20 protein-coding genes, 1 tRNA gene and 2 riboswitches are annotated in these 23,382 nt (G+C 30.1%); of the genes, 7 read left to right on the top strand and 14 right to left on the bottom strand.

Features of this window, described 5'->3' with window-relative positions; translation table 11 throughout:
• Positions 1 to 6: 6 nt before the first annotated feature.
• Positions 7 to 1,506: a carboxypeptidase M32 gene (locus Q0V24_RS01560; RefSeq protein ID WP_297517961.1), complete on the bottom strand. Its 1,500-nt coding sequence runs from the start codon at positions 1,504 to 1,506 to the stop codon at positions 7 to 9.
• 469 nt (positions 1,507 to 1,975) lie between these two features.
• Here Q0V24_RS01560 and aspD point away from each other — a divergent pair, with 469 nt between their 5' ends.
• A complete protein-coding gene (aspD, locus tag Q0V24_RS01555) occupies positions 1,976 to 3,607 on the top strand; it encodes an aspartate 4-decarboxylase (protein ID WP_297517957.1) in 1,632 nt (543 codons plus the stop codon).
• A gap of 62 nt (positions 3,608 to 3,669) precedes the next feature.
• On the opposite strand, the gene Q0V24_RS01550 is transcribed toward aspD, so the two are convergent.
• Positions 3,670 to 4,323: a type 1 glutamine amidotransferase domain-containing protein gene (locus tag Q0V24_RS01550; protein ID WP_297517954.1), complete on the bottom strand. Its 654-nt coding sequence runs from the start codon at positions 4,321 to 4,323 to the stop codon at positions 3,670 to 3,672.
• 195 nt (positions 4,324 to 4,518) lie between these two features.
• Between Q0V24_RS01550 and Q0V24_RS01545 the strand changes: the two genes are divergently transcribed.
• The gene (locus Q0V24_RS01545) at positions 4,519 to 4,848 is read left to right on the top strand and encodes a helix-turn-helix domain-containing protein (protein WP_297517951.1); all 330 of its coding nucleotides are present in this window, start codon (positions 4,519 to 4,521) and stop codon (positions 4,846 to 4,848) included.
• Between the two features lie 17 nt (positions 4,849 to 4,865).
• Here the strand turns inward: Q0V24_RS01545 and Q0V24_RS01540 are convergent, their stop codons facing one another.
• Entirely contained in the window at positions 4,866 to 5,366 is a 501-nt protein-coding gene (locus Q0V24_RS01540; protein ID WP_297517948.1) for a GNAT family N-acetyltransferase, read from the bottom strand.
• 150 nt (positions 5,367 to 5,516) lie between these two features.
• Between Q0V24_RS01540 and Q0V24_RS01535 the strand changes: the two genes are divergently transcribed.
• Together Q0V24_RS01535 and Q0V24_RS01530 are read left to right on the top strand one after the other, a co-directional pair.
• Positions 5,517 to 5,810 carry a PTS sugar transporter subunit IIB gene (locus Q0V24_RS01535; RefSeq protein WP_297517945.1) on the top strand — a complete coding sequence of 98 codons (294 nt, stop codon included), beginning with the start codon at positions 5,517 to 5,519 and terminating at the stop codon, positions 5,808 to 5,810.
• On the top strand, positions 5,807 to 7,081 hold the full coding sequence (locus Q0V24_RS01530) for a PTS transporter subunit IIC (protein ID WP_297517943.1): 1,275 nt from the start codon (positions 5,807 to 5,809) through the stop codon (positions 7,079 to 7,081). The genes Q0V24_RS01535 and Q0V24_RS01530 overlap by 4 nt, the downstream gene beginning before the upstream one ends.
• Here Q0V24_RS01530 and Q0V24_RS01525 read toward each other — a convergent pair.
• The gene (locus tag Q0V24_RS01525) at positions 7,078 to 8,499 is read right to left on the bottom strand and encodes an FAD-dependent oxidoreductase (protein WP_297517941.1); all 1,422 of its coding nucleotides are present in this window, start codon (positions 8,497 to 8,499) and stop codon (positions 7,078 to 7,080) included. The genes Q0V24_RS01530 and Q0V24_RS01525 overlap by 4 nt on opposite strands.
• A gap of 261 nt (positions 8,500 to 8,760) precedes the next feature.
• On the opposite strand from Q0V24_RS01525, the gene Q0V24_RS01520 reads away from it, so the two are divergent.
• Positions 8,761 to 9,261 (top strand): TVP38/TMEM64 family protein, encoded by a 501-nt coding sequence (locus Q0V24_RS01520; protein WP_297517938.1) that lies wholly within the window; start codon positions 8,761 to 8,763, stop codon positions 9,259 to 9,261.
• A 2-nt stretch (positions 9,262 to 9,263) separates the two neighbouring features.
• Positions 9,264 to 9,848 carry a CDP-alcohol phosphatidyltransferase family protein gene (locus Q0V24_RS01515; protein ID WP_297517935.1) on the top strand — a complete coding sequence of 195 codons (585 nt, stop codon included), beginning with the start codon at positions 9,264 to 9,266 and terminating at the stop codon, positions 9,846 to 9,848.
• Positions 9,849 to 9,895: 47 nt separating this feature from the next.
• On the opposite strand, the gene secA is transcribed toward Q0V24_RS01515, so the two are convergent.
• From secA to Q0V24_RS01485, 6 genes are all read right to left on the bottom strand, one after another.
• Positions 9,896 to 12,415: a preprotein translocase subunit SecA gene (secA, locus tag Q0V24_RS01510; protein ID WP_297517932.1), complete on the bottom strand. Its 2,520-nt coding sequence runs from the start codon at positions 12,413 to 12,415 to the stop codon at positions 9,896 to 9,898.
• A 189-nt stretch (positions 12,416 to 12,604) separates the two neighbouring features.
• Positions 12,605 to 13,177 (bottom strand): xanthine phosphoribosyltransferase, encoded by a 573-nt coding sequence (locus tag Q0V24_RS01505; protein ID WP_297517929.1) that lies wholly within the window; start codon positions 13,175 to 13,177, stop codon positions 12,605 to 12,607.
• A gap of 46 nt (positions 13,178 to 13,223) precedes the next feature.
• Positions 13,224 to 13,323, bottom strand: a riboswitch (purine riboswitch).
• 117 nt (positions 13,324 to 13,440) lie between these two features.
• Positions 13,441 to 13,974: a ribosome-associated translation inhibitor RaiA gene (gene raiA / locus Q0V24_RS01500; protein WP_297517925.1), complete on the bottom strand. Its 534-nt coding sequence runs from the start codon at positions 13,972 to 13,974 to the stop codon at positions 13,441 to 13,443.
• A 488-nt stretch (positions 13,975 to 14,462) separates the two neighbouring features.
• On the bottom strand, positions 14,463 to 15,128 hold the full coding sequence (locus Q0V24_RS01495) for a hypothetical protein (RefSeq protein WP_297517922.1): 666 nt from the start codon (positions 15,126 to 15,128) through the stop codon (positions 14,463 to 14,465).
• Positions 15,116 to 16,027, bottom strand: a complete 912-nt coding sequence (locus tag Q0V24_RS01490) for a hypothetical protein (protein WP_297517919.1) — start codon at positions 16,025 to 16,027, stop codon at positions 15,116 to 15,118. Before Q0V24_RS01490 ends, Q0V24_RS01495 begins: the two co-directional genes overlap by 13 nt.
• A 15-nt stretch (positions 16,028 to 16,042) precedes the next feature.
• Positions 16,043 to 18,304 carry an ATP-dependent RecD-like DNA helicase gene (locus Q0V24_RS01485; protein WP_297517917.1) on the bottom strand — a complete coding sequence of 754 codons (2,262 nt, stop codon included), beginning with the start codon at positions 18,302 to 18,304 and terminating at the stop codon, positions 16,043 to 16,045.
• A gap of 141 nt (positions 18,305 to 18,445) precedes the next feature.
• Between Q0V24_RS01485 and nagA the strand changes: the two genes are divergently transcribed.
• The gene (gene nagA, locus Q0V24_RS01480) at positions 18,446 to 19,582 is read left to right on the top strand and encodes an N-acetylglucosamine-6-phosphate deacetylase (protein WP_297517914.1); all 1,137 of its coding nucleotides are present in this window, start codon (positions 18,446 to 18,448) and stop codon (positions 19,580 to 19,582) included.
• 41 nt (positions 19,583 to 19,623) lie between these two features.
• Here the strand turns inward: nagA and Q0V24_RS01475 are convergent, their stop codons facing one another.
• The 4 genes from Q0V24_RS01475 to Q0V24_RS01460 all read right to left on the bottom strand — a co-directional run bounded on the left by Q0V24_RS01475 (position 19,624) and on the right by Q0V24_RS01460 (position 23,221).
• The gene (locus Q0V24_RS01475; RefSeq protein ID WP_297517911.1) at positions 19,624 to 21,024 is read right to left on the bottom strand and encodes an MATE family efflux transporter; all 1,401 of its coding nucleotides are present in this window, start codon (positions 21,022 to 21,024) and stop codon (positions 19,624 to 19,626) included.
• A gap of 22 nt (positions 21,025 to 21,046) precedes the next feature.
• Entirely contained in the window at positions 21,047 to 21,475 is a 429-nt protein-coding gene (locus Q0V24_RS01470; protein ID WP_297517908.1) for a MarR family transcriptional regulator, read from the bottom strand.
• A 148-nt stretch (positions 21,476 to 21,623) separates the two neighbouring features.
• Positions 21,624 to 22,799, bottom strand: a complete 1,176-nt coding sequence (gene metK / locus Q0V24_RS01465; RefSeq protein WP_297518193.1) for a methionine adenosyltransferase — start codon at positions 22,797 to 22,799, stop codon at positions 21,624 to 21,626.
• Positions 22,800 to 22,937: 138 nt separating this feature from the next.
• Positions 22,938 to 23,046: riboswitch (SAM riboswitch) on the bottom strand.
• Between the two features lie 90 nt (positions 23,047 to 23,136).
• A tRNA-Tyr gene (locus Q0V24_RS01460) sits at positions 23,137 to 23,221 on the bottom strand.
• Between the last annotated feature and the right edge of the window lie 161 nt (positions 23,222 to 23,382).

Here is a 23,382-nt window from a genome sequence, read left to right as displayed (position 1 = left end):
CTCATCTTATTTTAAATTATATATTTTTGAATACTTATCATTTAAATAATCAATAAATGGTTTAACTGATAATTCTTTACCTGTGCAAAGTTTTATAAGTTCACCTGGGTTATAAGTTGCTCCATGAATATGAATATTCTCTTCAAGCCAGTTATGAACTCCTTTTAGATTTCCAGCTCTAATATCAGCTTCCATACCTTTATAATCCTCTTTCATCTTAACAAGCATCTGTGCTCCATAAAGATTTCCAAGTGCATAACTTGGGAAGTAACCAAATGCTCCATCTGACCAATGCATATCTTGAAGTATCCCATTAGCATCACAATCTGGCTCGATTCCAAGATATTCTTTATATTTATTATTCCAAGCATCTTTAACATCATCAATTTCAATTTCACCTGTGATTAATCCTTTTTCTATCTCATATCTAATAATAATATGAAGATTATAAGTTAATTCATCAGCTTCTGTTCTAATAAGAGAAGGCTCTACACGATTTATAGCATTGTAGAAATCTTCTTCTGATACATTTTTAAGACTAGGAAATTCATATTTAGCATACTCTAAGAAATAATCCCAAAACTCTTTACTTCTACCAATTAAATTCTCATAAAATCTTGATTGTGACTCATGTATGCTCATTGCAAGACCTGAATCTAAACCTGTTTGCTGAAGCTCATCTGGAATATCTTGCTCATAAATTCCATGTCCACCTTCATGTATACAGCTAAATAAGCAGTATGTTAAATCAGGATGAGCATAGCTAGTTGTTATTCTAACATCTCCATTTCCAAAACCTGTTGTGAATGGGTGCATACTCTCATCAAGTCTACCTCTTTCAAAATCATATCCCATTTTTGCTAAAACAAACTCTGCAAATTTCTTTTGAGGCTCTTTTCCAAACTCACCACATAAGAAACTTCTATCTATAACCTTATCACTTGCTTCAATTTTCTTGAAAAGCTCTAAAACTCCATCTCTAAGTTCCCCAAAAGTTTTATCAAGAACATCAACTGTAAGTCCCTCTTCAAATTCACCTAAAAGAGCATTATATTTGCTTCCCTCATATCCCATGTACTCTGCAAATTCTCTTTTAAAATCTATCATTTTCTTTAAATGTGGTTTAAATATTTCAAAATCATTTTTTGACTTAGCCTCTTGCCAAGCATCAAATGAAAGTGCTGTTGCCCCAACAAATTCTCTATATCTTTCCTCTGGAATTTTTACAGTTTCATCATATGATTTTTTAGCAAGTTTAACTATTCCCTTATCTGTATCTGATAGGCTATCAAACTCTTTCATTGCTTCATCTATAAGTCTTCCCATTTTTTTTGAAGTTCCAAGTCTAAAAGCATCTGCTGAAAGTTGCTCTACAACTTCAGAGCGCTGCATAATACCCTTTTTAGGCATCTTAGTTTGCATATCCCATCCTAAAACTGCAAGTGCTCTATTTATATTAGATATCTTTTTAAGTTCTAATTTTAATTCTTTTAATTTACCTTCCATTATTAAACGCCCCTCTTATATATATTTCTATTAATTTTCTTTTAAAATCTATTTATAATATTTATTATACTCCTATTTTTTTCAGAATAATTTACATCTTAACTTTTTAGCAATGCATATTTTTTTAGATTGATATCTATTTCCTAACCCTATTGTCTTATCATCTAAGTCAAAATAATAATATATTTACTCTAACTTTTAGCTATTAATAATTTTTTCTATTCTTTCCCTTATCAAATTTGATTTTAAGGTAGTTTTATTTAAAAATGATTATTTTTTTGCACGATATTATGCAAATAGATAATATTATGAAAATAGTCTGTCATTTATATATGCTATAATATTTTTAAAACTCAAAATAACATTTTAATACAGACCTGATATTATATTTATACAATCAATAGTATTATTATCAAAAATTTATTTAAATTAGATATTTTTGATAATTTTAACTTAGGAGGACTCATTTATGAAGAAGAACATACAAGAAGAAGAAATTGAATCAATTTATGGAAAAGTTAGTCCATTTGAATTCAAAGATGCACTTATAGACCTTGCTACAAGATGTGAAAAGAAAAGTACAAGGTCACTCCTTGATGCAGGTCGTGGAAATCCTAACTGGATTTCAACAACTCCAAGAGAAGCTTTCTTTACTTTTGGACAGTTTGCAATAACTGAATCAAGAAGAACTTGGCAGGCACAAGACCTTGGTGGAATGCCTCATAAAAATGGAATATATGATAGATTCAAAAAATATGTAGAAGAAAATTTAAAAGCTCCAGGAATAGAGCTTCTTGATAAAATAATAGAATATGGTGTCTATGAAAAAGGTTTTAATAAAGATGCTTTTGTTCACGAACTTGCAGATGCAATAATTGGTGATAACTACCCATTTCCGGATAGAATGCTTCGTCATATAGAAGGATTAGTACATGATTATCTAGCTAAAGAAATGGCTTATGATACAGGAAAAGGTGGTAAATTTGATATCTTTGCTGTTGAAGGGGCAACTGCAGCTATGTGCTATATATTTGATACTTTAAGATCAAATAACTTACTTGTTAAAGGTGATAAAATTGCTATTATGGTTCCTGTTTTCACACCTTACCTCGAGATACCCATCCTTCCACAATACGGACTTGAAATAGTTCCTATAATAGCTAATTCAGATACTTCTTGTGGAGATGATTTTGGGCAGTATTCTCAAAGTGAACTTGATAAACTTAAAGACCCATCAATAATAGCTTTATTTATAGTTAACCCAAGTAATCCATCATCTATTGCACTTAACTCAGATGGTAGAAGTTACATTGCTGATATAGTTGAAAATCATAATAAGGACCTTATGGTTATCTCTGATGATGTTTATGGTACTTTTGTACCTGATTTTAAATCTCTTATGTCAGAAATACCTTACAATACAATAGGTGTTTATTCATTCTCTAAATATTTTGGAGTAACAGGTTGGAGACTTGGAACAATCGCAATACATGAAAATAATATATTTGATAAGCTTATAAAAGAACTTCCTCCTCGTTATCATAAAGAATTAAGCAGTAGATATGGTCATCTAAGCACTACTCCAGAAGATATTAAATTTGTTGATAGAATAGTTGCAGATAGTAGACAAGTTGCTTTAAATCATACTGCTGGTCTTTCAACACCACAGCAAGTTCAAATGGCATTTTTCTGTGCCTTTGCTGTTCTTGATAAAGATGATGCATATAAAAACTTAACAATGGCTATTTGTCTTAAAAGAAAAAGACTTCTATATGATGGTCTTGGTCTTGAAATTACAGTAAATAATCTTAATGCTAACTATTATGCAGAATTTGATTTACTTGATTGGGCAAAAAATAACTACGGACAAGATTTTGCTGATTTCCTAGAAATGAATTATAAACCTGTTCAGGTTTTATATAGACTTGCAAAAGAATCATCAATAGTTTTACTTGGTGGAAGTGGATTCCAAGGACCTCAATGGTCAGTTAGAATATCACTTGCTAACCTTAATGATGATGCTTATAGAGAAATAGGACACGCTCTTAGAAAAATTTCTCAAAGCTTCCTTGATGAATTTAGACGTAGTATAGAATGTTAAAATTAAAAAGCAAATTGATAGCCATAAGCTATCAATTTGCTTTTTCTTTTATTAATATATTCTTATTTTAACTTGCTTACTATTTCTACCGCCATTTTGTGACTTGATTGCGGATTTTGTCCTGTTATAAGATTATTATCTATAACTACACACTCTACAAAATCTCCAGCTCTCTCAAACTTAGCACCTTGTTTTACAAGCTCTGTTTCAAGTGCATAAGGTACAAGACTTGAAAGTTGTGCTAAATCTTCCTCTGTATTTGTGAATCCTGTAAGTTTTCTACCAGCTATAAAATCTTTTCCCTCTTTAGTTTTAACATTAAGGAATGCTGCAAGCCCATGACAAACTCCAGCTACTACTTTATCATTCTCATCTAATTTTAATATTATATCCGCTACTGATTTCGTATTAGTAAAATCTTCTAAAGGACCATGTCCACCAGCAAATACTACTGCATCAAAATCTTTACTTAACATATCTTCTAATTTCTTTGTAGTTTTTAATAATGGCATAACATGTTCATACTGTGCTGGAACACCCTCTGGAATTGAAACAATATCAATTGGAACCTCTCCACCTTTTATTGATGCTATTTCAATTTCAAATCCTGCTTCTTTAAATATATTGTAAGGCTCTGCTAATTCTTCTAACCAAAGTCCTGTTGGGTGACCATTCATATCGTTGTGACTTGTTGAAACTAATAATATCTTTTTCATTTGTTATTTCGCCTCTTCTCTATCTCTTATTTATTTCTTTATTGTAAATGTCATCTTTTTAATCTACTATTTAATTATCTCATTAGTTATCCTGTTCTATTTATAACTTAATTATACTTCAAAGGAAAATGAGTAACAAGAACGCACTTTTTATTAAGTCACTTACAAAAAGTTAAGTATTGGAGGTTTTAAAGATTGGATGCAAAAAAAGAAACTTTAGATGAAGATACTATAAATTTAGCCTTAAAAACTCTAACTGGAAAATGGAAACTTAAAATAATTTGGGAAATATCCTATCAAGAATGTATAAGATTTAATCAACTTGAAAGAAGATTAGAAGGCATATCTAGTCTAATGCTTACAAGAAGACTTAAAGAACTTGTAGATTTAAAAATAGTTCATAGAGAACAATTTAATGAAATACCACCAAGAGTTGAATACTCTCTTACTCATCTTGGCTTAACTCTTTGCCCTGTTCTTCATATGCTAGATGAACTTGGACAAAAATTAAAGGGTATCAACTAAATGATACCCTTTAATTTCTATATTAATTTTTCAAAAGCAACTCTCTCGCTACCATCACGCACATAAATAATTCCACAATACTCAAACCCATTTTTCTTAACTGAATTTTGCATTGCTAAATTTTTAGTATGTGTATCTATTCTTATACTTTTCAAATTCTTCTCTTTACAGAAATTCTCTGTTTCTTTTATAAGTTTTCCTGCAAGACCTCTACCCTTATAATCATTATTTACAGCTATTCTATGGATAACTGCAAAATTATAATTACTAAGCCATGCCCCATCATAAATCTTATCATAAGTAGGTTCTCCATCGAATGAGATAACTGTTGTAGCTACTATATTCCCCTCTTCTTCTAATACATAACTAACTCCATTTTTTATATCATCTTTTATAGTTTCTGAATTTGGATATCCATTTTGCCACTGATCTATATCTTGTGATTTAATATATTCCTGAGCCTGATTTATTATATGCATTATTTTATCTACATCTTTTAATTCTGATTTTCTAAACATACCCTCGCACCCCTTTCAACTAAGAATTCCTTATATTATACCATAAATACTTCCATTTCTATTACTCATAATAATCACTATTATCTTATTAATCATAAAATCTATTCTATATCTATATAATTAATAAAATAATCAAACTAGGAGATTTTTATGAAAAAACTAAATATAGTTTCTGTATGTGCATTTGGAATAGGTAGTAGTCTTATACTTAAAATCAATTTAGAAAATGTTTTAAAAGACCTAAAAATAGATGCAGAGGTAACAACCTCTGATATAACAAGTCTATCTTCTATCACCGGTGATTTAATTGTTACATCTGAATATCTTTATGAAGATGTAAAAGATAATACTAATTTAAAAGTAATGCCTGTCACAAATTTTATAGACAAAAATGCTTTAAAAAATGATCTTTTACTTAATCTTAAAGGAGCTAACCTATTATGAATATAATTATAAATTCTTTTTTAGAAATCTTTAAAAACCCAGTTTTCTTTATAGGTATTATAACATTCATAGGATGTTTATTCTCAGATTCTAATTTTACTAAAAAGATTTCTTCTACTATAAAAGCAATGATAGGAATGATTATACTCTCGCTCGGTGTTGAAGCTATTATAAAAGCAGTAACACCTCTATCCGAATCATTAAAAACATTATTTAACTATACATCTACAGTTCCATTAGCTGATTTCAATACTTTTTTAAATAAACACGGTAGCTTTATAGGACTTATAATGTTTATTGGTTTTATTCTAAATATTATTCTAGCTAGATATACAAAATTAAAAACAGTATATCTCACCGGAAATATACTGTTTTGGTATCCTATGATTTTTTTAGCCGTAGGTATGGAGAATAAACTTGATGGTTTTACTTTATTCTTCTTTGCACTAATACTTTATATGTGTGTTATAACAATACTTCCAAATATCATAAAAAATCATATGAAATATGTATGTGGTGAAACTACTTTTACAATAGGACATACATCTTCTATTTTCTGTCTAATAGGTTCATATATAGGGAAATTTATTGGTGATAAAGAAAATAGTGCTGAAAATTTAAACCTACCAAAATCATTAGATTTTCTTAAAGATGTAAATATAGTTTCCTCTATAATAATTTCAATAATTTATATTTTAGTTTCATTTTTTGTTGATACTAAAACATCAAATTTATTATTTGGAAATTCACCTATCATATTTTCAATAACTCAAGGAATAACATTTGCAGCCGGAATGGTAATTCTTTTACTTGGAGTTAGAATGATTTTTTCTGAAATAATACCATCATTTTCAAATCTCTCAAGTAAATTATGCCCAAATTCAATTCCAGCCCTTGATATACCAATGATTTTTCCTTATGGAAAAACATCACTTATGATAGGCTTTATAATTTCACTTATAACCACTATAAGTTTAACCACACTTCTAAGTAGTATGAATCTTTTAGCCGTTCCTCTTCTACCTATGGTTATAGCTTGTTATTTTGATGTAGCACCTTGTGCAATATTTGCAAACGCACGTGGTGGACTTAAAGCAGCTATAATAAGTAGTATTGTCTCATCTATCATCTTAGTTTTATTACTTAATGTATCTATCTGTTTAGTTCAAAATACAGTTGGAAACTTTATTCAAATATACGGTGGTAATGAATTTTCTATTTGGGTTGTAATAAGTGATTTTATAGCTAATTTAATCTCTGCTATCACTTAAATATTTCCAAGGAATCTAGATACTATTTTCTTATTAAAATTAGTTAATTTTTCCTTAGCCTTTTTAAGTGCAACTTCTTTTATAACATCACCTCTCATAGGGTAAGGAACTATTATATTATTTAAATCAGTAATCTTCATCTTTTTATAAATAGCAACAGTAAGCGCATGAATAATTTCACTTGAATCTGTTCCAGCCACTGTTGCTCCTATTATTTTATCCCCACTATCTAAAACAACCTTTATAAAACCTTCATTCTCATCTTCTACTATATATCTATCATTCATATCAAAGTCAACAATAATTGCACTACCAAACACACCTTTATCCTTTGCCATCTGCTCTGTAAGTCCTGTATGTGCAACCTCTGGTGATGTAAATGTAGTCCAAGCTACCTTATTATAATCAGCACTATATTTCATTTTAAAAATTGAATTTCTTATAACAATCCCAGCCTCATATCCTGCCATATGTGTAAATCCAAACTTACCTGTTATATCACCACAAGCATAAATACTTTTCACACTTGTTCTCATAGTAGAATCAACATTTACATGACCTCTCGTACTCATCTCAACATTTACATTTTCAAGGCCTAAATTTTTAGTATCAGGTTTTCTACCAATAGATACAAGTATAGTATCTACTATTAATTTTTTATTAGTTTCCCCCTCTAAAGTTACCTCTATTCTACCCTCACTATTTTTCACTACCTTTTTAATCTCAGAATTCATATGAAACTCCATGCCTTGTGCTCCAAGTTTATCAAGCATATACTGTGAAACTTCTTCATCATCATTTCTAAATAATCCTTCACCTCTATTAACAACATGAACATTACTACCTAAATTTAAAAAGCCTTGCCCAAGTTCTAAACCTATAGGACCTGCACCTAAAACAAGTAAATCATCAGGTAATTTATCTAAATCAAATATTGTATCTGATGTTCTATATCCAACCTCTTCAAGCCCTTCTACTTTAGGAATAAGTGGCCCTGAACCAGTTGCTATAACAATAAATTTACTAGTAAAAGTCTTATCATTTACTCTAACTGAATTAGCATCAATTATAGTAGCCTCACCAAACTCAACATCCACACCAAGACTTTCATATCTTTCCTTTGAATCTTTTGGATGTATCTTTTTTATTGAACTCCTTACATAGTCCATTACATTTCTTAAATCAACTTTTTCTACCTCAACATTTATTCCATACTTATTAAGATCTCTAGCACTCTTAACACCATGTGCAATTTTCAAAAATGATTTACTAGGAACACAACCTGTATTAAGGCAGTCTCCACCCATCTTTTCCTTTTCAATAAGCATTACCTTACCTCCAAGACCTGCAACTCCTGATGCTACTACAAGCCCTGCACTTCCTGCTCCAACAACTATAAAATGATAATCATAACTCATTATGACCCCTCCTTAACTTTCTCTCTAATTATGGTTTTCCCAATTTAAAAAGAATATATAAATATATTTTTGGAAAACTAAATAATATTGAGGTGATATTTATTGAAACTAAAAAAAATAATTTCTATATTTCTATTTATAATACTTTCTATCTTAATAATTTTATTTTTTGTATTAAAAAAAGAATATCCATCATTAGTAAGTCTAGCTACTATAAGAAGCTTTATTTTATCCTTTGGAGTTTGAGGTCCTATAATCACAATGCTTATGGTTACTGTTCAAACTGTCATTATGGTTATTCCTGACTTTATTACTATAATAGCTTCATCAGCTATTTTTGGTTGGGTCTATACTGCACTTATTGCATGGATAGGCTCACTACTTGGTGCAACAATTTGTTTTTACATAGGAAGATTACTTGGAAGAGATTTTATTATAAAACTTAGTAATAAAAGTATGATTTCAAAAATAGATAATTTCTTTAATAAATATGGAAGATACTCTATTTTAATAGCTAGACTAATTCCTTTTATTCCATTTGACTTAACTAGTTATTTTGCTGGTGTAACAGCACTTAGTATAGGTGAGTTTCTTATTGCAACTGCACTAGGGGAACTTCCCGCTACAATTTTATATTCATATCTTGGCGGAGTCCTTACTGATGATGTAGAACATCTCTTTATTGGAATTTCAATTATCGTTGTAATTATACTAATAATTTCTATCTATAAATTTACTTTAAATAAAAGAAGGAGGGCTTAACCTTGTTAGATAGTTATGGTAGAAAATATATAAATCCTATAATTTTAAAACTCGCAAAATTATTTGTTCAAATTAAAATAAGTGCCAATGTTGTAACTACACTCGCACTTATCATAGGTATTCTATCAGCTGTATTTTTATATTTTAGCATGCCTATCTTATCACTTATATTTCTTTGGGTATCTGGTTATTTAGACTCTGTTGATGGTACTATTGCTAGACTTACTAATAGTACTTCACCATATGGAACCTTAATGGATATAACTTTTGATAGACTTGTTGAAACTGGAATAATACTTGTTACAGCACTAAATCATCCTGATGTAGCATTTTATTTATTACTTCTCACAGTGACCATATTAATTTCAATGACTATATTTTTAACAGTTGGCGCACTTGCTAAAAATAATGGATTTAAATCATTTAAATATCAAATAGGTCTTGCTGAGAGGACAGAAGGTTTTATAATGTTCTCTGCTATGATACTTTTCCAAAGCCACCTAAAACTAATTATTTCTTTATTTTTAGTTATGATGCTCATAACTATTTATCAAAGATTTGCAGAAGGTCTTAGGATTTTAAAATAAAAGTAAAAGAGGTTATTCATAAAAAATGAATAACCTCTTTGCATATACTAAACTACTTCTCTTCCACAGCAATTTTTATACTTTTTACCACTTCCACATGGACATGCTTCATTTCTTCCTGTCATCTTTTCAGATCTTACAGGCTCTTTTTTAGCTGGAGTATTATCTCCCCCATGAGTAGCTGCTACTTCTTGTGCAACTTGTTCTCTTTGTGGTGCTTCTGATTGAATTCTTACATGATAAAGATACTTAACAGTATCATTTTGTATGCTATCAATCATCTCTATAAACATATCACTACCTTGTTGTTGGTAAGCTTGAACTGGATCTTGTTGTTTATAAGCCATAAGTCCTATTCCTTGCTTTAAATGATCCATATTATCTATATGATCCATCCACTTAGTATCAACTATTTTAAGAAGTATAACTCTTTCAATCTCTCTCATTTGTTCTGAACCAATAGAACCTTCTTTTGCTTCATATAACTCATGAGCTTTATCTCTAATTAACTCTAAAACTTCATCTGCATCTTTATTTTTAAGCATTTCAACGGTAAAGACACCAACCTCTAAGAATACATCTTCTAAATAAGTTAAGAATAATTTAAGTGAATTCTCGTACTCATCATCCTCTTCATTAAGGTGAAGTGCAACTGAATCTTCAACTATGCTATTAATCATTCCAATTACACTAGCTTTAAGGTCTTCACCTTCAAGAACTTCTGTTCTTTGCTTATATATAATCTCTCTTTGCTTATTAATAACATCATCATATCCAAGAAGGCTCTTTCTTATATCAAAGTTATTACCCTCTACTTTTTTCTGTGCATTCTCAATAGTTTTAGTAACCATACCATTTTCAATAGCTTCATCGTCTGCAAGACCAAGCTTATCAGCAATAGATATAACTCTATCAGAACCAAATAATCTCATAAGATCATCCTCAAGTGACACATAGAATCTTGACTCACCTGGATCTCCCTGTCTACCAGCACGCCCTCTAAGCTGATTATCTATTCTTCTTGATTCATGTCTTTCAGTACCAATGATTTTTAAACCACCAGCTTCAATAACACCTTCACCAAGCTTGATATCTGTTCCTCTTCCAGCCATATTTGTAGCAATTGTAATTCTTCCATATTCACCAGCTCTTGAAACTATCTCAGCCTCTTGCTCGTGATACTTAGCATTTAAGACCTTATGACCTATTCCTCTTTGCTTAAGAATTCCTGAAACTATCTCTGATTTTTCAATACTTGTTGTACCAACAAGAACTGGCTGACCTTTTCTATTAGTTTCAATAATATCTTCTACAATAGCTAAATACTTACCTTTTTGATTTTTATAAACTAAATCTTTTTGGTCAAGTCTTTGTATTGGTCTATGAGTTGGGATAACAACAACATCTAAGCTATATATATCTCTAAATTCATTTTCCTCTGTTAAGGCAGTACCTGTCATACCTGATAATTTATCATACATCCTAAAGTAATTTTGGAATGTGATAGTCGCAAGTGTTTTAGATTCTCTTTTGATTTTAACACCCTCTTTAGCTTCTATAGCTTGGTGTAATCCATCTGAGTATCTTCTTCCTTCCATAAGTCTTCCTGTAAATTCATCAACTATGATAATTTCATCATCTTTAACCATATAATCTTTATCAAGCTTCATTAAGTGATTAGCTTTTAAACCTTGTGTTATATAGTGTTGAAGTTGCATATTATCAGCATCAGCATAGTTTTCTACATTAAATGCTTTTTCTGCCTCTACAATACCTTCATCTGTTAACATAACAGCATGACCTTTTTCATCTACAGTAAAGTGTGTTTCAACTTTAAGTCTTTTAACAAAGAAATCAGCTATTTTATAAAAATCAGTTGATTTTTCTCCCTGTCCTGAGATGATAAGTGGTGTTCTAGCCTCATCTATAAGGATTGAGTCAACCTCATCAACTACACAGTAATTAAGTTTTCTTTGAACTCTTTCTTCTTTGTAGATAACCATGTTGTCTCTTAAGTAGTCAAATCCAAATTCATTATTTGTTCCATATGTTATGTCCGCATTATAAGATTCTCTTCTTTGGTCATTATTTAGACCATGAACTATAACTCCTGTTGTAAGTCCTAAATACTCATAAACAGTTGCCATTTGCTCTCTATCTCTTGATGCAAGATAGTCATTGACTGTAATAACATGTACTCCTTTACCACTTAGAGCATTTAAATAAACTGGAAGTGTTCCAACTAAAGTTTTACCTTCCCCTGTTTTCATCTCTGCAATTCTTCCTTGGTGAAGTACTATACCACCAATCATTTGCTCTCTATAATGACTCATCCCAAGCTGTCTTCTTGCCGCTTCTCTTACAACTGCAAAAGCTTCTACTAAAAGGTCATTTAGAGTTTCACCTTTTTCAAGTCTATCTCTAAATTCTTGCGTTTTCCCTCTTAATTCATCTTCTGATAGTTTTTCCATTTCAGAAACAAGAGCATCTATCTGATCAACTACAGGTATTATTTTTTTGACTTGTCTTTCACTGTAACTTCCAAAAATTTTATCTAAGAAACCCATCTTCATTCTCCTTAATTCTCTCGATTATTTAATGTTAATTATAACACTTTTATACGTACATTTTCAATTAAACTTCTTTATTTAGGTAAATTTTAAATAAATTTCCTTAATAAATTCACTTTTATTTAAAATTAAGCAAAAAAGTCATAATACATACTATTAGTAGTTACCATGACCTTAACAATTATTCTATTTAAATTTTATTTCTCCGTCTTCAAAAGCGTCTAAAATTGCAAGTGATTCAACCCTTGCACCAAGTGCCTCTAAAACATCTCTTCCCTCTTGGAATCCTTTTTCAATAACAATTCCTATTCCAACAAGATTAGTTTTAGATTGTTTAATTATTTCCATAAGACCCTTTGCTGCACAACCTTTTGCTAAAAAATCATCTATCACAAGAATATTCTCTCCTTCACTTAAAAATCTTTTTCCAACTCTAACACTATATGTTTTTTGCTTAGTAAAAGAATGAACTTTTGCCTCATATAATTCTCTATCTAAATTTAGACTTTCTGTTTTTTTAGCAAAAACAACTGGTACAAAATCAAAATATTGAGCTACTATAGCTGCAATTCCTATTCCTGATGCTTCAATAGTAAGTATTTTATCTATTTTTTCACCTTCAAATCTCTTTTTAAACTCTTTACCAAATTCATTTAAAAGTTTTATATCCATTTGATGATTTAAAAAACTATCTACTTTTAATATATTACCTTCTCTTACTATTCCATCTTTAACTATTTTATCTTTTAATAATTTCATATGTATCCCCCTAAATGCTTTATCAAATTCAATATAATAGGAATATATAGAAACTCTATACATTCGTAGTAGGGATTTTGGCTCCCTGTAGAAACACTCAAACCATTACAAATTGAGCATATACGAACTTGAATTTTTTAATTCAATATACCATTTTATTGAAAAACTTACAAGTCCATTTGTTAGTATTCATAACATAAAAAAGTAGTAGTAAAATTTCTTTACTACTACTTCCTATCTATATATACACTTAATTATTCTTTTTAATTATAGTCATCTGGTTCAATTAAACCATAATGTCCATCTTTTCTTTTATAAACTACCTTTGTTTCATTTGTTTCTCCATCTCTATAAACAAAGAAGTTGTGTCCTATAAGATCCATTTGAAGTACTGCCTCTTCCGCATTCATAGGTTTTAAATCAAATCTTTTAACTTTAACGATTTTATCTTCCTCTTCTTGAACTGCAAATTTCTCATGTTCTATAACTGGATATCTTACTGAGCTATACTCATCTCTTTTAAGTTTAGTTTTATGCTTAACAATTTGTCTTTCTAATTTCTCTTCAACTAAGTCTATTCCCTTGTACATATCATCAGTAGATTCCTCTGCTCTTATGCATATACCATTGAACGGGATTAAAACTTCCACTATGTGTCTGTTTTTCTGAACACTTAAAGTTACCTTTGCTTCTACATCTTCAATAAAGTATTTCTCAAGTTTTAACACTTTCTTTTCTACTGTTTCTTTTAAAGCCTCTGTTAATTTAATATTTCTTGCATGAATTTTCACTTTCATATGCTCAGCCCCTTTCGACGAACAGTTAAACTAAGTAATTAATTTAATTGTTATTATGTCTTTATTCTACTCTTTTCATTGTTTAATTTCAAAGTCCAAAAAAGAACGTACTTATATCAAATTCACTAAGAAAATCTACTTTATCTTCACTTCTCTATGTTTTTTACATTTTTTTGAAGTTTGACATGTAAACATTTTCGTAGTAGAGTAGAATGTAGGGTTTTTTCAAAAAAGTATAAAAAAATAACCATTAGAATAAATTCTAACAGTTTTATAAAGGTGCTAGCTGACCTGATCTTTGACCCCACACTCGCCTACTGGAGCTTTTGCTACCCGGATTCAACCTCTCACTACTAACCCTCTCGATTTTCTCGGTAGGGCTTACTTCTAAGCTGCACCATGCTCACTAATACTTTGATTAGCTTACGTGGATCGTTTCGCCTGCAACTGGCATCGACTTTCAACCACAGACCTAGCACCACATATTATTATATACTACTTTTTATAACAGTCAAGGGAATTATGTCTACTTTATAAGATTTTTCTATAATACTCTTGCAAATGCTAACAGTATATCCAGTTGTTAGGATATCATCTATAAATAATATCCTCTTTCCATCCACACTGCTCTTTTTTTCTATTATCTTAAATGCACTCTCCATATTTTTTCTTCTCTCATATGCACTTAATTTTTTCTGTTCTTTTGAATTTTCAGTTTTATATAAAATTTCAATTATCTCTTTATTAAAATAGCTACTTATCCCCTTTGCTAAATATCTACCATGGTCAAACCCTCTTTTTCGTATAGTTACTTTGCTACTTGGAACAAATGTTATTAAATCAAACTCTATTTTTTCCTTTTCTATCTTATCAATTAAAATCTTTATAAAGTATTCTCCTACCTCAAAATTTTTCTTAGACTTATATGCAACTATAAGCTTCCTCATAGAATCTGAATAATACCTGCAACTATACATTTTTTCAATATCTAAAGTTTTATAACTTCCATTTGCCTCGCTACTTTGACTTAAACATTTACTGCACAAAACATCCTCATCAATATCCATCTTACATGAAATACATTTATATGCCCTTGGGTATACAATTTCTAAAAGACAATTAAATAAATATTTAACTATTCCTAATCCCTCCAAGCTATTTCATTATATAATCTAGTTATTCTCTTTGCTTTATCTATATTTTCACTTTCTTTTTTGCTTAATAATATAAGTTCCTTCTTTTCTGTAAGCACAGAGTATCTTCCGCATAAAAATACAACTTCCTTATACGAATAAAAATTTCTACTATCATTGTACATTATGACATTAGTATTTTTTATATTATCTATAAGCCCTTGTATATTACTGTGTATTATAACTGAATTTTTTCTATCATTTAAGCTATTGTAAAGTTCAGAACTTTTTCCACTGTAATTTATAATTTCAATATCCTTAAACTCTTTCTCAAGTTCTAAAAACTTATTATAAACATCTTCCGCTTTCTCTTTTTGAACATAAATAATTACATTCTCACCCTTACTATAAAACCACTCAAGATAAGTATAAAATACATATGGTATTCTTTCTCTTAAATCAAACCTTGATACTATTATCCTTGGTTCTTTAAAGTGAGTTTCTCTATCTTGTGTTGTTATATATAATGTTTCTGATTTTGCAATAACTATATCAATTGAAAATATTAATATTTTTTCGGCCATTTTATATGCTAAATCAATAATTTCAGTTATTGCTGCTTTATTATAGTTAGAGTAAAAGCTTATATCATCAATTATTATAAAATCATACGATTTTGAAATCTTTTCAAAATTATCAAAGAATAATCTTTCATAAATAGTTTTAGTATTTAATTCTATAGCCTTAAAACTTAAATATAATATTCTTTTATCATCATTCCAAGATATCATATTTTCTATTACTTTCTGTGCTTTATAAGGTTCCATTACTATATTTATAAATCTTCCATCATTAGCTAATTCTTCTTGAATTCCTATACATCCTTGATCTATATTTTTATAATATTTTTTTTGATTCACTTTTCCCCCTCCTATCTATTCTTCTTTTACATCTTCAACTTTTACTAAACTTTCAAATGCATCATTTCCAATAATTTCTTTAATTCTCCATTTAAGTGATGAATGTCTATCCATACTTCTAGTATTATCTACCATGAATTTTAAAGCTCTAGGAACCCCTACAACCACAACCATCTGCTTAGCCCTAGTAATACCTGTATAGAGTAAATTTCTATTCATAAGAAACGGTGCGCCCATATAAACAGGTATAATAACCACAGGGAACTCACTCCCCTGACTTTTATGAATAGTAATAGCATATGCAAGTTCTAACTCATCTAAAAATGTAAAATCATAAACAACTCTTCTTTCATCATCAAATATAATAGCAAGAGTCTTTCCCTCATTATCTATCGAATCAATAAATCCCATATCTCCATTAAAGACACCTTCACCTTCATTATCACCAAATCCATTAATTCTAGTCCATTTTAAATTATAATTATTTTTAATTTGCATAACTTTATCACCTTCTCTAAAAGTGATATCTCTAAAAGTTTTTTCCTGCTTGTATGGTTTTTTTTCATTTAAAACTTTTTGAAGTTCTTGGTTTAAATTCATGACACCAAGATTACCTTTTTTCATAGGTGAGAGTATTTGTATATCCTTATATTTATCCCAAGTATCATTGAATTTAGGAAGTCTTCTATTAACAAGGTCTACAATAGTATTAACCATTCTATCTTGCATCTCTTCTCTAACAAAGAAAAAATCTTTTCCCTTTTCATTTAATAAAGGCATCTCTCCCTTATTAATTTTATGGGCATTAACAACTATCATACTTTCTTTGCCCTGTCTAAAAATTTCACCAAGTCTTACTACTTTTGTAAAGTTACTTTCTATAAGGTCACTTAAAACATTTCCTGGCCCAACTGATGGAAGTTGGTCTATATCTCCAACTATTATAAGTCTTGTTCCAACCTTAATAGATTTAAGTAAATTATTCATAAGCGATACATCAATCATAGATGCCTCATCAACAATAACAACATCTGCATCTATGGGCTCTGAATCAATTTTTTGGAATACTTTCTCTTCCTCAGTATCAGCGACTACCATATCCAAAAGTCTATGGATAGTTTTTGCCTCTCTACCTGTTGACTCTGACATTCTTTTAGCTGCTCTACCTGTTGGAGCTGCAAGAACAACTTTCATCTTGCATTGCTCAAATATGTCTATAATCGCTTTAATTATAGTTGTCTTACCTGTTCCTGGGCCTCCTGTGATAATCTCTATCCCGTTATTAAAAGCTCCTAAAATGGCTTCTCTTTGTGATGGTGCAAATGTAATTTTATTAAACTGCTCAAATCTTGAAACTAAATCTTCAATATCAACATTTATATTTTGAAAATTAGATATAGCAAGTGTTAATATTTTATTAGTTATTCCAAGTTCACTATAATAATGTGGTATTGTAAATACACCCTCATGTTCTTCAAGCATTTCAACTCTTATTTTATTATCCAAACTTGCATTCACTATATTCTCTTCTATAATTTTCTTCTCAACATTTAATGTTTCAACTGCATCTTTAATAAGTTCTTCTTTTGGCATATATGTATTTCCAGCTCCACAAAAATTATTAATCAAATATTTTAATCCACTCTGAATTCTAAATGCTGATGTTTCCTTTATTCCTATTGATTGTGCTATTTTATCTGCTGTCCTAAATCCAATTCCAGAAATCTCATCACAAAGTATATATGGATTCTCTTTAACAACATCAATAGCTATATTACCGTACTTTTTATAAATTTTAAGAGTCTGATTCATACTAATGCCATGTTCTTGGAAGAATATAGATATATTTTTAAGCTCTTTCTGTTCATTATATGATTCAATAATTATTTCTAGCTTTTTTTTACCTATACCCTCAACCATTTTAAGTTTTTGTATGTCATTATCAAGAATCTCTAATGTTTTCTCCCCAAACTTTGATATTATTTTTTTTGCAGTAACAGGTCCTATTCCATGTATGACCCCTGATGCTAAATATCTTTCTATTCCCTCTTTTGATGTTGGCAGAATTTCCATACACTCTTCTATTTTAAATTGTCTACCAAACTGAGCATGAGCAGCCCAGTTTCCTTGTAAGTTCAAATTTTGCCCTTCTTTTATATGTGGTACTGAGCCAACTGCTGTATGTACTTGTGTTCCTTCTCTAAACTTTAAAACTGTATATCCTGTATCTTCACTCTTAAATACTATACTTTCAACGATTCCTTTTAATTCTTCCATTTTTAACTCCTAAAAATAAATTTTATTACTATAATTATATCATATTTTATTTTTTTAAATCATTTCTATGAACATTGATAATTGACTTCTATTATCAAAATGCCTTAATATATATTTATATAGTAAGGAGGCGTTTTAGATATGTTAATTAAAAATTGTAATATTATTTATTTAGATAAAGTAGAAAAAGGGTCTGTTCTTGTTAAGGATGGAAAAATAGCACAAATAAATCCTGTTAACTCAACAGAAGAAAATATTATAGATGCAGAGGGTTTATACCTTTCACCTGGATTTATAGATGTTCACATACATGGTGCTGGTGGTCATGATACTATGGATGGTACTTTTGAGGCAATTAATGAAATTGCTAAAGTTATCGTTACTAGAGGAACTACTTCATTCACACCTACAACAATGACTATGGGTGCTGACTCTATTGTTCAATCAATGAGTGTCATCAAACAAGCTAAAGAAAATGGAACTGATGGAGCTAATGTTCTTGGAGCACATCTTGAAGGACCTTTCTTAAGCTTATCAGCTATAGGCGCTCAAAATCCAAACTTCTTAATCACACCATCAGTGGAAAACTTCCACAAAATTGTTGGAGATTATGAAGATGCAGTTGTGTCATTAACTATAGCACCAGAAATTGAGGGAGCTTCAGAGCTTATCAAATATCTTGCAAGTAAAGGAATAGTTGCATCAATAGGTCATACAAAAGCTACTTATGAGCAAACTATGGAAGGAATTAAATGTGGATGCTCACATGCTACACACTTATTCAATGCTATGTCAGGATTCACACACAGAGCACCAGGAGCTGTAGGAGCTATATTTGACTCAAACATCACTACTGAAACTATTTCAGATGGGATTCATATAGCTTATCCAAGTCTTAGAGTGGCTTATAAAAATAAAGGTACAGATAAAATGTTACTTGTAACAGATGCAATGATGGCTTGTTGTATGCCTGATGGAAAATATAGCCTTGGTGGACAAGATGTTATAGTTGCCGATGGTGCTGCTAGACTTTTAAATGGTGCACTTGCTGGTTCAGTATTAACACTTGATAATGCTGTAAGAAATGTATTTGAAAATACAGAATATCCATTAAACGAAGTTGTAAGAATGGCTGCATATAACCCAGCTAAACTTTGTAAAGTTGAAGATAGAAAAGGTCAAATCAAAGAAGGCTTTGATGCTGATTTATTACTATTTGATAAAAATATAAATATCAAAAAAGTATTTGTAAATGGTAACTTAGTACACCAAAACTAATACTAAAAAAGGAGTATGAGACATATCTCATACTCCTTTTTCTATATAATACCTTCATCAATTATATCTTGTTTACACTTGTGTTCTAATTCATTTTCTTTATCTAGCCTCTCACTAATCTTTTCTAAATCAGATTTTTTCAAATGATATAATGAAACAAATAAAGTGCAAAATTCTGCAAAAGGAATTACTAGCCATATGCCCCTATTAGGCATGATATATGGAAATACTATAAGTCCTATCAAAATAAAAATAAGACTTCTACTAACTGCAATTATTATTGAAACTTTTGCATTCTTTATTGCTGTAAAATATGATGTGGAAACCATATTAAACCATAGAAAAAAATAAGATATAAACATTATCTTACTAGCCGAAGCTGTTAAATTATATAACTCTATAGATGCATTATCTATAAATATAGAAATTAAAAAATCTTGATTTAATACAACTAAAATATACGCACTTACTCCAAGAACAAATGCTGTTATATATGCAAATTTAAGTACTTCCTTCACTCGTTTAATTTGTCTTGCTCCAAGATTGAAACTTACAATTCCAGAAATAGAATCTGCAAGTCCAAAAGTTAATCCCGTTACAATTGAATTTATATACATAATAATACTAATAGCTGTAATTCCAAGAGTTCCAAGTTGTCTTAGAATAACAAAGTTAATTGCAATATTTGCAATTGAATTTGATATTTGTCCTAAAAACTCAGATGACCCATTGTAAGCCATTTCTTTAAATAACTTAAAATCCCCCACCGGTTTTACTACTTTTAATTTAGATTTCTTAGTAAAGAAATATCCTAAAGCTAAAATTCCCGCAAGTGATGCACTTATACCCGTTGCAACTGCTGCTCCTATTAATCCATAGCCTAAAACTACTATAAATATATAATCTAAAATAATATTTAAAATAGATGAAATAATTCCAAGTATCATACTTAACCTCGGACTTCCATCAATTCTAACAAAACTATCTAACATATAAAAAAGCATCATAAGTGGCCCAAATAAACAAAAAACTCTTATATACTGAACAGCTAAAGTTAACAAATCTCCTTTAGCACCTACCAAATTTAACATTGGTTCTGCTAATATAAAAATAAGGAAAAATATTATACACCCTATAGCTAAATTTATAAAAAGAGTAAAACTAAATGTTTCTTTCGCCTTCTTTAAATTTCCTTCCCCAAGTTTGATTGATGTAAATATAGAGCCTCCAATTCCTATCATATCAAGTACACCTATAAATATCATAAATATAGGAAACGCTAAATTTATAGCCGCTAATGCTTCTGGTCCTACAAAGTTCCCTACAAAAATCCCATCAATAATCATATATATTGACATGACTATCATACCTATCGCACCCGGAATTGCATAATTTAAAAATAATTTACTAATTTTATCTTTGCCTAAATCAATTTTACTCATTTTCCCCCCTTAAAAATTCACCTTATTTCAATGAAATATTGTTATTTATAAACTCTAATATTTCATCAAAGGCTTCTATTTTTTCTTTTGAAAATTCTTTTTCTATTCCTTGAATTAAATCATTTAATTCAACTTCTCCCTCATCAAAATAATCTTTAACTTCGGTATCAACTTCTAAAAAATACACTCTTTTATCTAGCTTAGACTGAATCTTATGTACTAAACCCTTTTTAACTAAAATGTTAATTTGATTAGTTACATATGGTTTTGATACTTGTAATTCACTTGCTATTTTTGAAACTGTAGTCTGAAGTTCTTTATAAATAACACATAAATATATATATGAAATATTATTTATATCTGCCATCTTCGATTTTCTATTTCTACTCTCTTTATACTCTACAAGAGCAGTATTTAAAAATATATTTTCTAAATTTTCCTTAATACTCATTTCATCCTCCAATATAGTTAATAAAAATTAATTAATATTTATTAACTATATTATATAAATAAATAACTCAAATTACAAATATTGCTTTATTATTTATAAAAAAAGAGCAAACTAGAATTTCTAGTTTGCTCTTTTTATACAATTAAAATTAAAGGAATTTTTTGATTTCTTCAACTTTATTTAAGTTTTCCCATGGAAGTTCAATATCAGTTCTACCGAAGTGACCATAAGCAGCTGTTTGTGCATATATAGGTCTTCTTAGGTCTAAGTCTCTGATGATAGCACCAGGTCTTAAATCGAATACTGAGTTGATTATTTCAACTATTTTAGCATCTGCTATTTTTCCTGTTCCAAAAGTATCTACTACTATTGAAACTGGTTTAGCAACACCGATAGCGTAAGCTACTTGAATTTCAAGTTTATCTGCAACACCAGCAGCAACTAAGTTTTTAGCTACCCATCTAGCAGCATATGCAGCTGATCTATCAACTTTAGTGCAGTCTTTTCCTGAGAAAGCTCCACCACCGTGTCTTCCGTATCCGCCGTATGTGTCAACAATAATTTTTCTTCCTGTAAGACCTGAATCTCCTTGAGGTCCTCCAATAACAAATCTACCTGTTGGGTTTATGAAGTATCTTGTGTTTTCATCTAATAATTCAGCTGGCATTTCAGCTTCTATTACATATTTTTTAATATCTGCTTGTATTTGCTCTAAAGTAACTTCTTCTCCGTGTTGTGTTGAAATTACTATTGTATCTATTCTAACTGGCTTGTTATCTTCATACTCAACTGTAACCTGAGTTTTACCATCTGGTCTTAAGTATGCAAGTGTACCATTTTTTCTAACTTCTGATAATTTTCTTGCTAATCTGTGAGCCATAGCTATTGGTGCAGGCATGAACTCTTCAGTTTCGTTTGTAGCGAATCCGAACATCATTCCTTGATCTCCAGCTCCTACAGCTTCAACATCATCTTTTTGTCCTTCTCTTGATTCTAAAGCTTCGTCAACTCCCATAGCTATATCTCTTGATTGCTCATCGATAGTTGTCATTACTGAACAAGTTTCGCAGTCAAATCCAAATTTAGCTCTATCATATCCAATTTCTTTGACTTTAGCTCTAACAACTTTAGGAATATCAACATAACAGTTTGTTGTGATTTCTCCCATAACTACTACAAGACCTGTTGTTACTGCAGTTTCACAAGCAACTCTAGCCTCTGGATCTTGAGCCATAATTGCGTCTAATACTGCATCTGAAATTTGGTCACACATTTTATCTGGGTGTCCTTCTGTTACTGATTCTGATGTAAATAATCTTCTCATAATATTTGCGTTATCCACTCTTTTGTAGATAACTGCCTCCTCTCTTTTGTTACATTTTATTTATTTTGTTTGATTTATATTAAAAAAATAAAGCCTCTTCAATCAAGAAGAGACTTTCTGTATCACAAAAATAATCTCCTCTTATCTCGCAAAATATATAGATATTTTGCAGGAATTGGCACCATGTTATTACTAACTGGTTGCCGGGTTTCATCGGGCCCTATCCCTCCACCTCTCTTGATAAGAGTTTTATTTATTTAATTCTAATTTATGTTCATAATTTGTTTAAATATATTTCTTTAAAAAAGTGTAGATACTAAAATTTAGTATCTACACATGGTAGTGGGAGAAGGATTCGAACCTTCGAAGTCTACGACGACAGATTTACAGTCTGTTCCCTTTGGCCACTCGGGAACCCCACCCTATATGGAGCTAATAATCGGACTTGAACCAATAACCTGCTGATTGCAAATTAGCTGTTCTGCCTATCAACATATTGTTTAATTTTGGACCTATTCTTTATTTTTTAAAAAATGGTAGTGGGAGAAGGATTCGAACCTTCGAAGTCTACGACGACAGATTT

Origin of the sequence: uncultured Clostridium sp. (assembly GCF_947039605.1) — a bacterium.
Lineage (GTDB): Bacteria > Bacillota > Clostridia > Clostridiales > Clostridiaceae > Sarcina.
Note: the sequence above shows the minus strand (reverse complement) of the source record. Positions and strands in the feature narration are given on the sequence as shown.

Excerpts from the sequence above, each read along its gene's own strand:
- nagA (WP_297517914.1), top strand. The coding sequence starts at position 18,446 with ATGTTAATTAAAAATTGTAATATTATTTATTTAGATAAAGTAGAAAAA.
- secA (WP_297517932.1), bottom strand. The coding sequence starts at position 12,415 with ATGGGTTTCTTAGATAAAATTTTTGGAAGTTACAGTGAAAGACAAGTC.
- Q0V24_RS01475 (WP_297517911.1), bottom strand. The coding sequence starts at position 21,024 with ATGAGTAAAATTGATTTAGGCAAAGATAAAATTAGTAAATTATTTTTA.
- Q0V24_RS01470 (WP_297517908.1), bottom strand. The coding sequence starts at position 21,475 with ATGAGTATTAAGGAAAATTTAGAAAATATATTTTTAAATACTGCTCTT.
- Q0V24_RS01530 (WP_297517943.1), top strand. The coding sequence starts at position 5,807 with ATGAATATAATTATAAATTCTTTTTTAGAAATCTTTAAAAACCCAGTT.
- Q0V24_RS01520 (WP_297517938.1), top strand. The coding sequence starts at position 8,761 with ATGCTTATGGTTACTGTTCAAACTGTCATTATGGTTATTCCTGACTTT.
- Q0V24_RS01535 (WP_297517945.1), top strand. The coding sequence starts at position 5,517 with ATGAAAAAACTAAATATAGTTTCTGTATGTGCATTTGGAATAGGTAGT.
- Q0V24_RS01550 (WP_297517954.1), bottom strand. The coding sequence starts at position 4,323 with ATGAAAAAGATATTATTAGTTTCAACAAGTCACAACGATATGAATGGT.
- Q0V24_RS01525 (WP_297517941.1), bottom strand. The coding sequence starts at position 8,499 with ATGAGTTATGATTATCATTTTATAGTTGTTGGAGCAGGAAGTGCAGGG.
- metK (WP_297518193.1), bottom strand. The coding sequence starts at position 22,799 with ATGAGAAGATTATTTACATCAGAATCAGTAACAGAAGGACACCCAGAT.
- Q0V24_RS01505 (WP_297517929.1), bottom strand. The coding sequence starts at position 13,177 with ATGAAATTATTAAAAGATAAAATAGTTAAAGATGGAATAGTAAGAGAA.
- raiA (WP_297517925.1), bottom strand. The coding sequence starts at position 13,974 with ATGAAAGTGAAAATTCATGCAAGAAATATTAAATTAACAGAGGCTTTA.
- Q0V24_RS01540 (WP_297517948.1), bottom strand. The coding sequence starts at position 5,366 with ATGTTTAGAAAATCAGAATTAAAAGATGTAGATAAAATAATGCATATA.
- aspD (WP_297517957.1), top strand. The coding sequence starts at position 1,976 with ATGAAGAAGAACATACAAGAAGAAGAAATTGAATCAATTTATGGAAAA.
- Q0V24_RS01485 (WP_297517917.1), bottom strand. The coding sequence starts at position 18,304 with ATGGAAGAATTAAAAGGAATCGTTGAAAGTATAGTATTTAAGAGTGAA.
- Q0V24_RS01560 (WP_297517961.1), bottom strand. The coding sequence starts at position 1,506 with ATGGAAGGTAAATTAAAAGAATTAAAATTAGAACTTAAAAAGATATCT.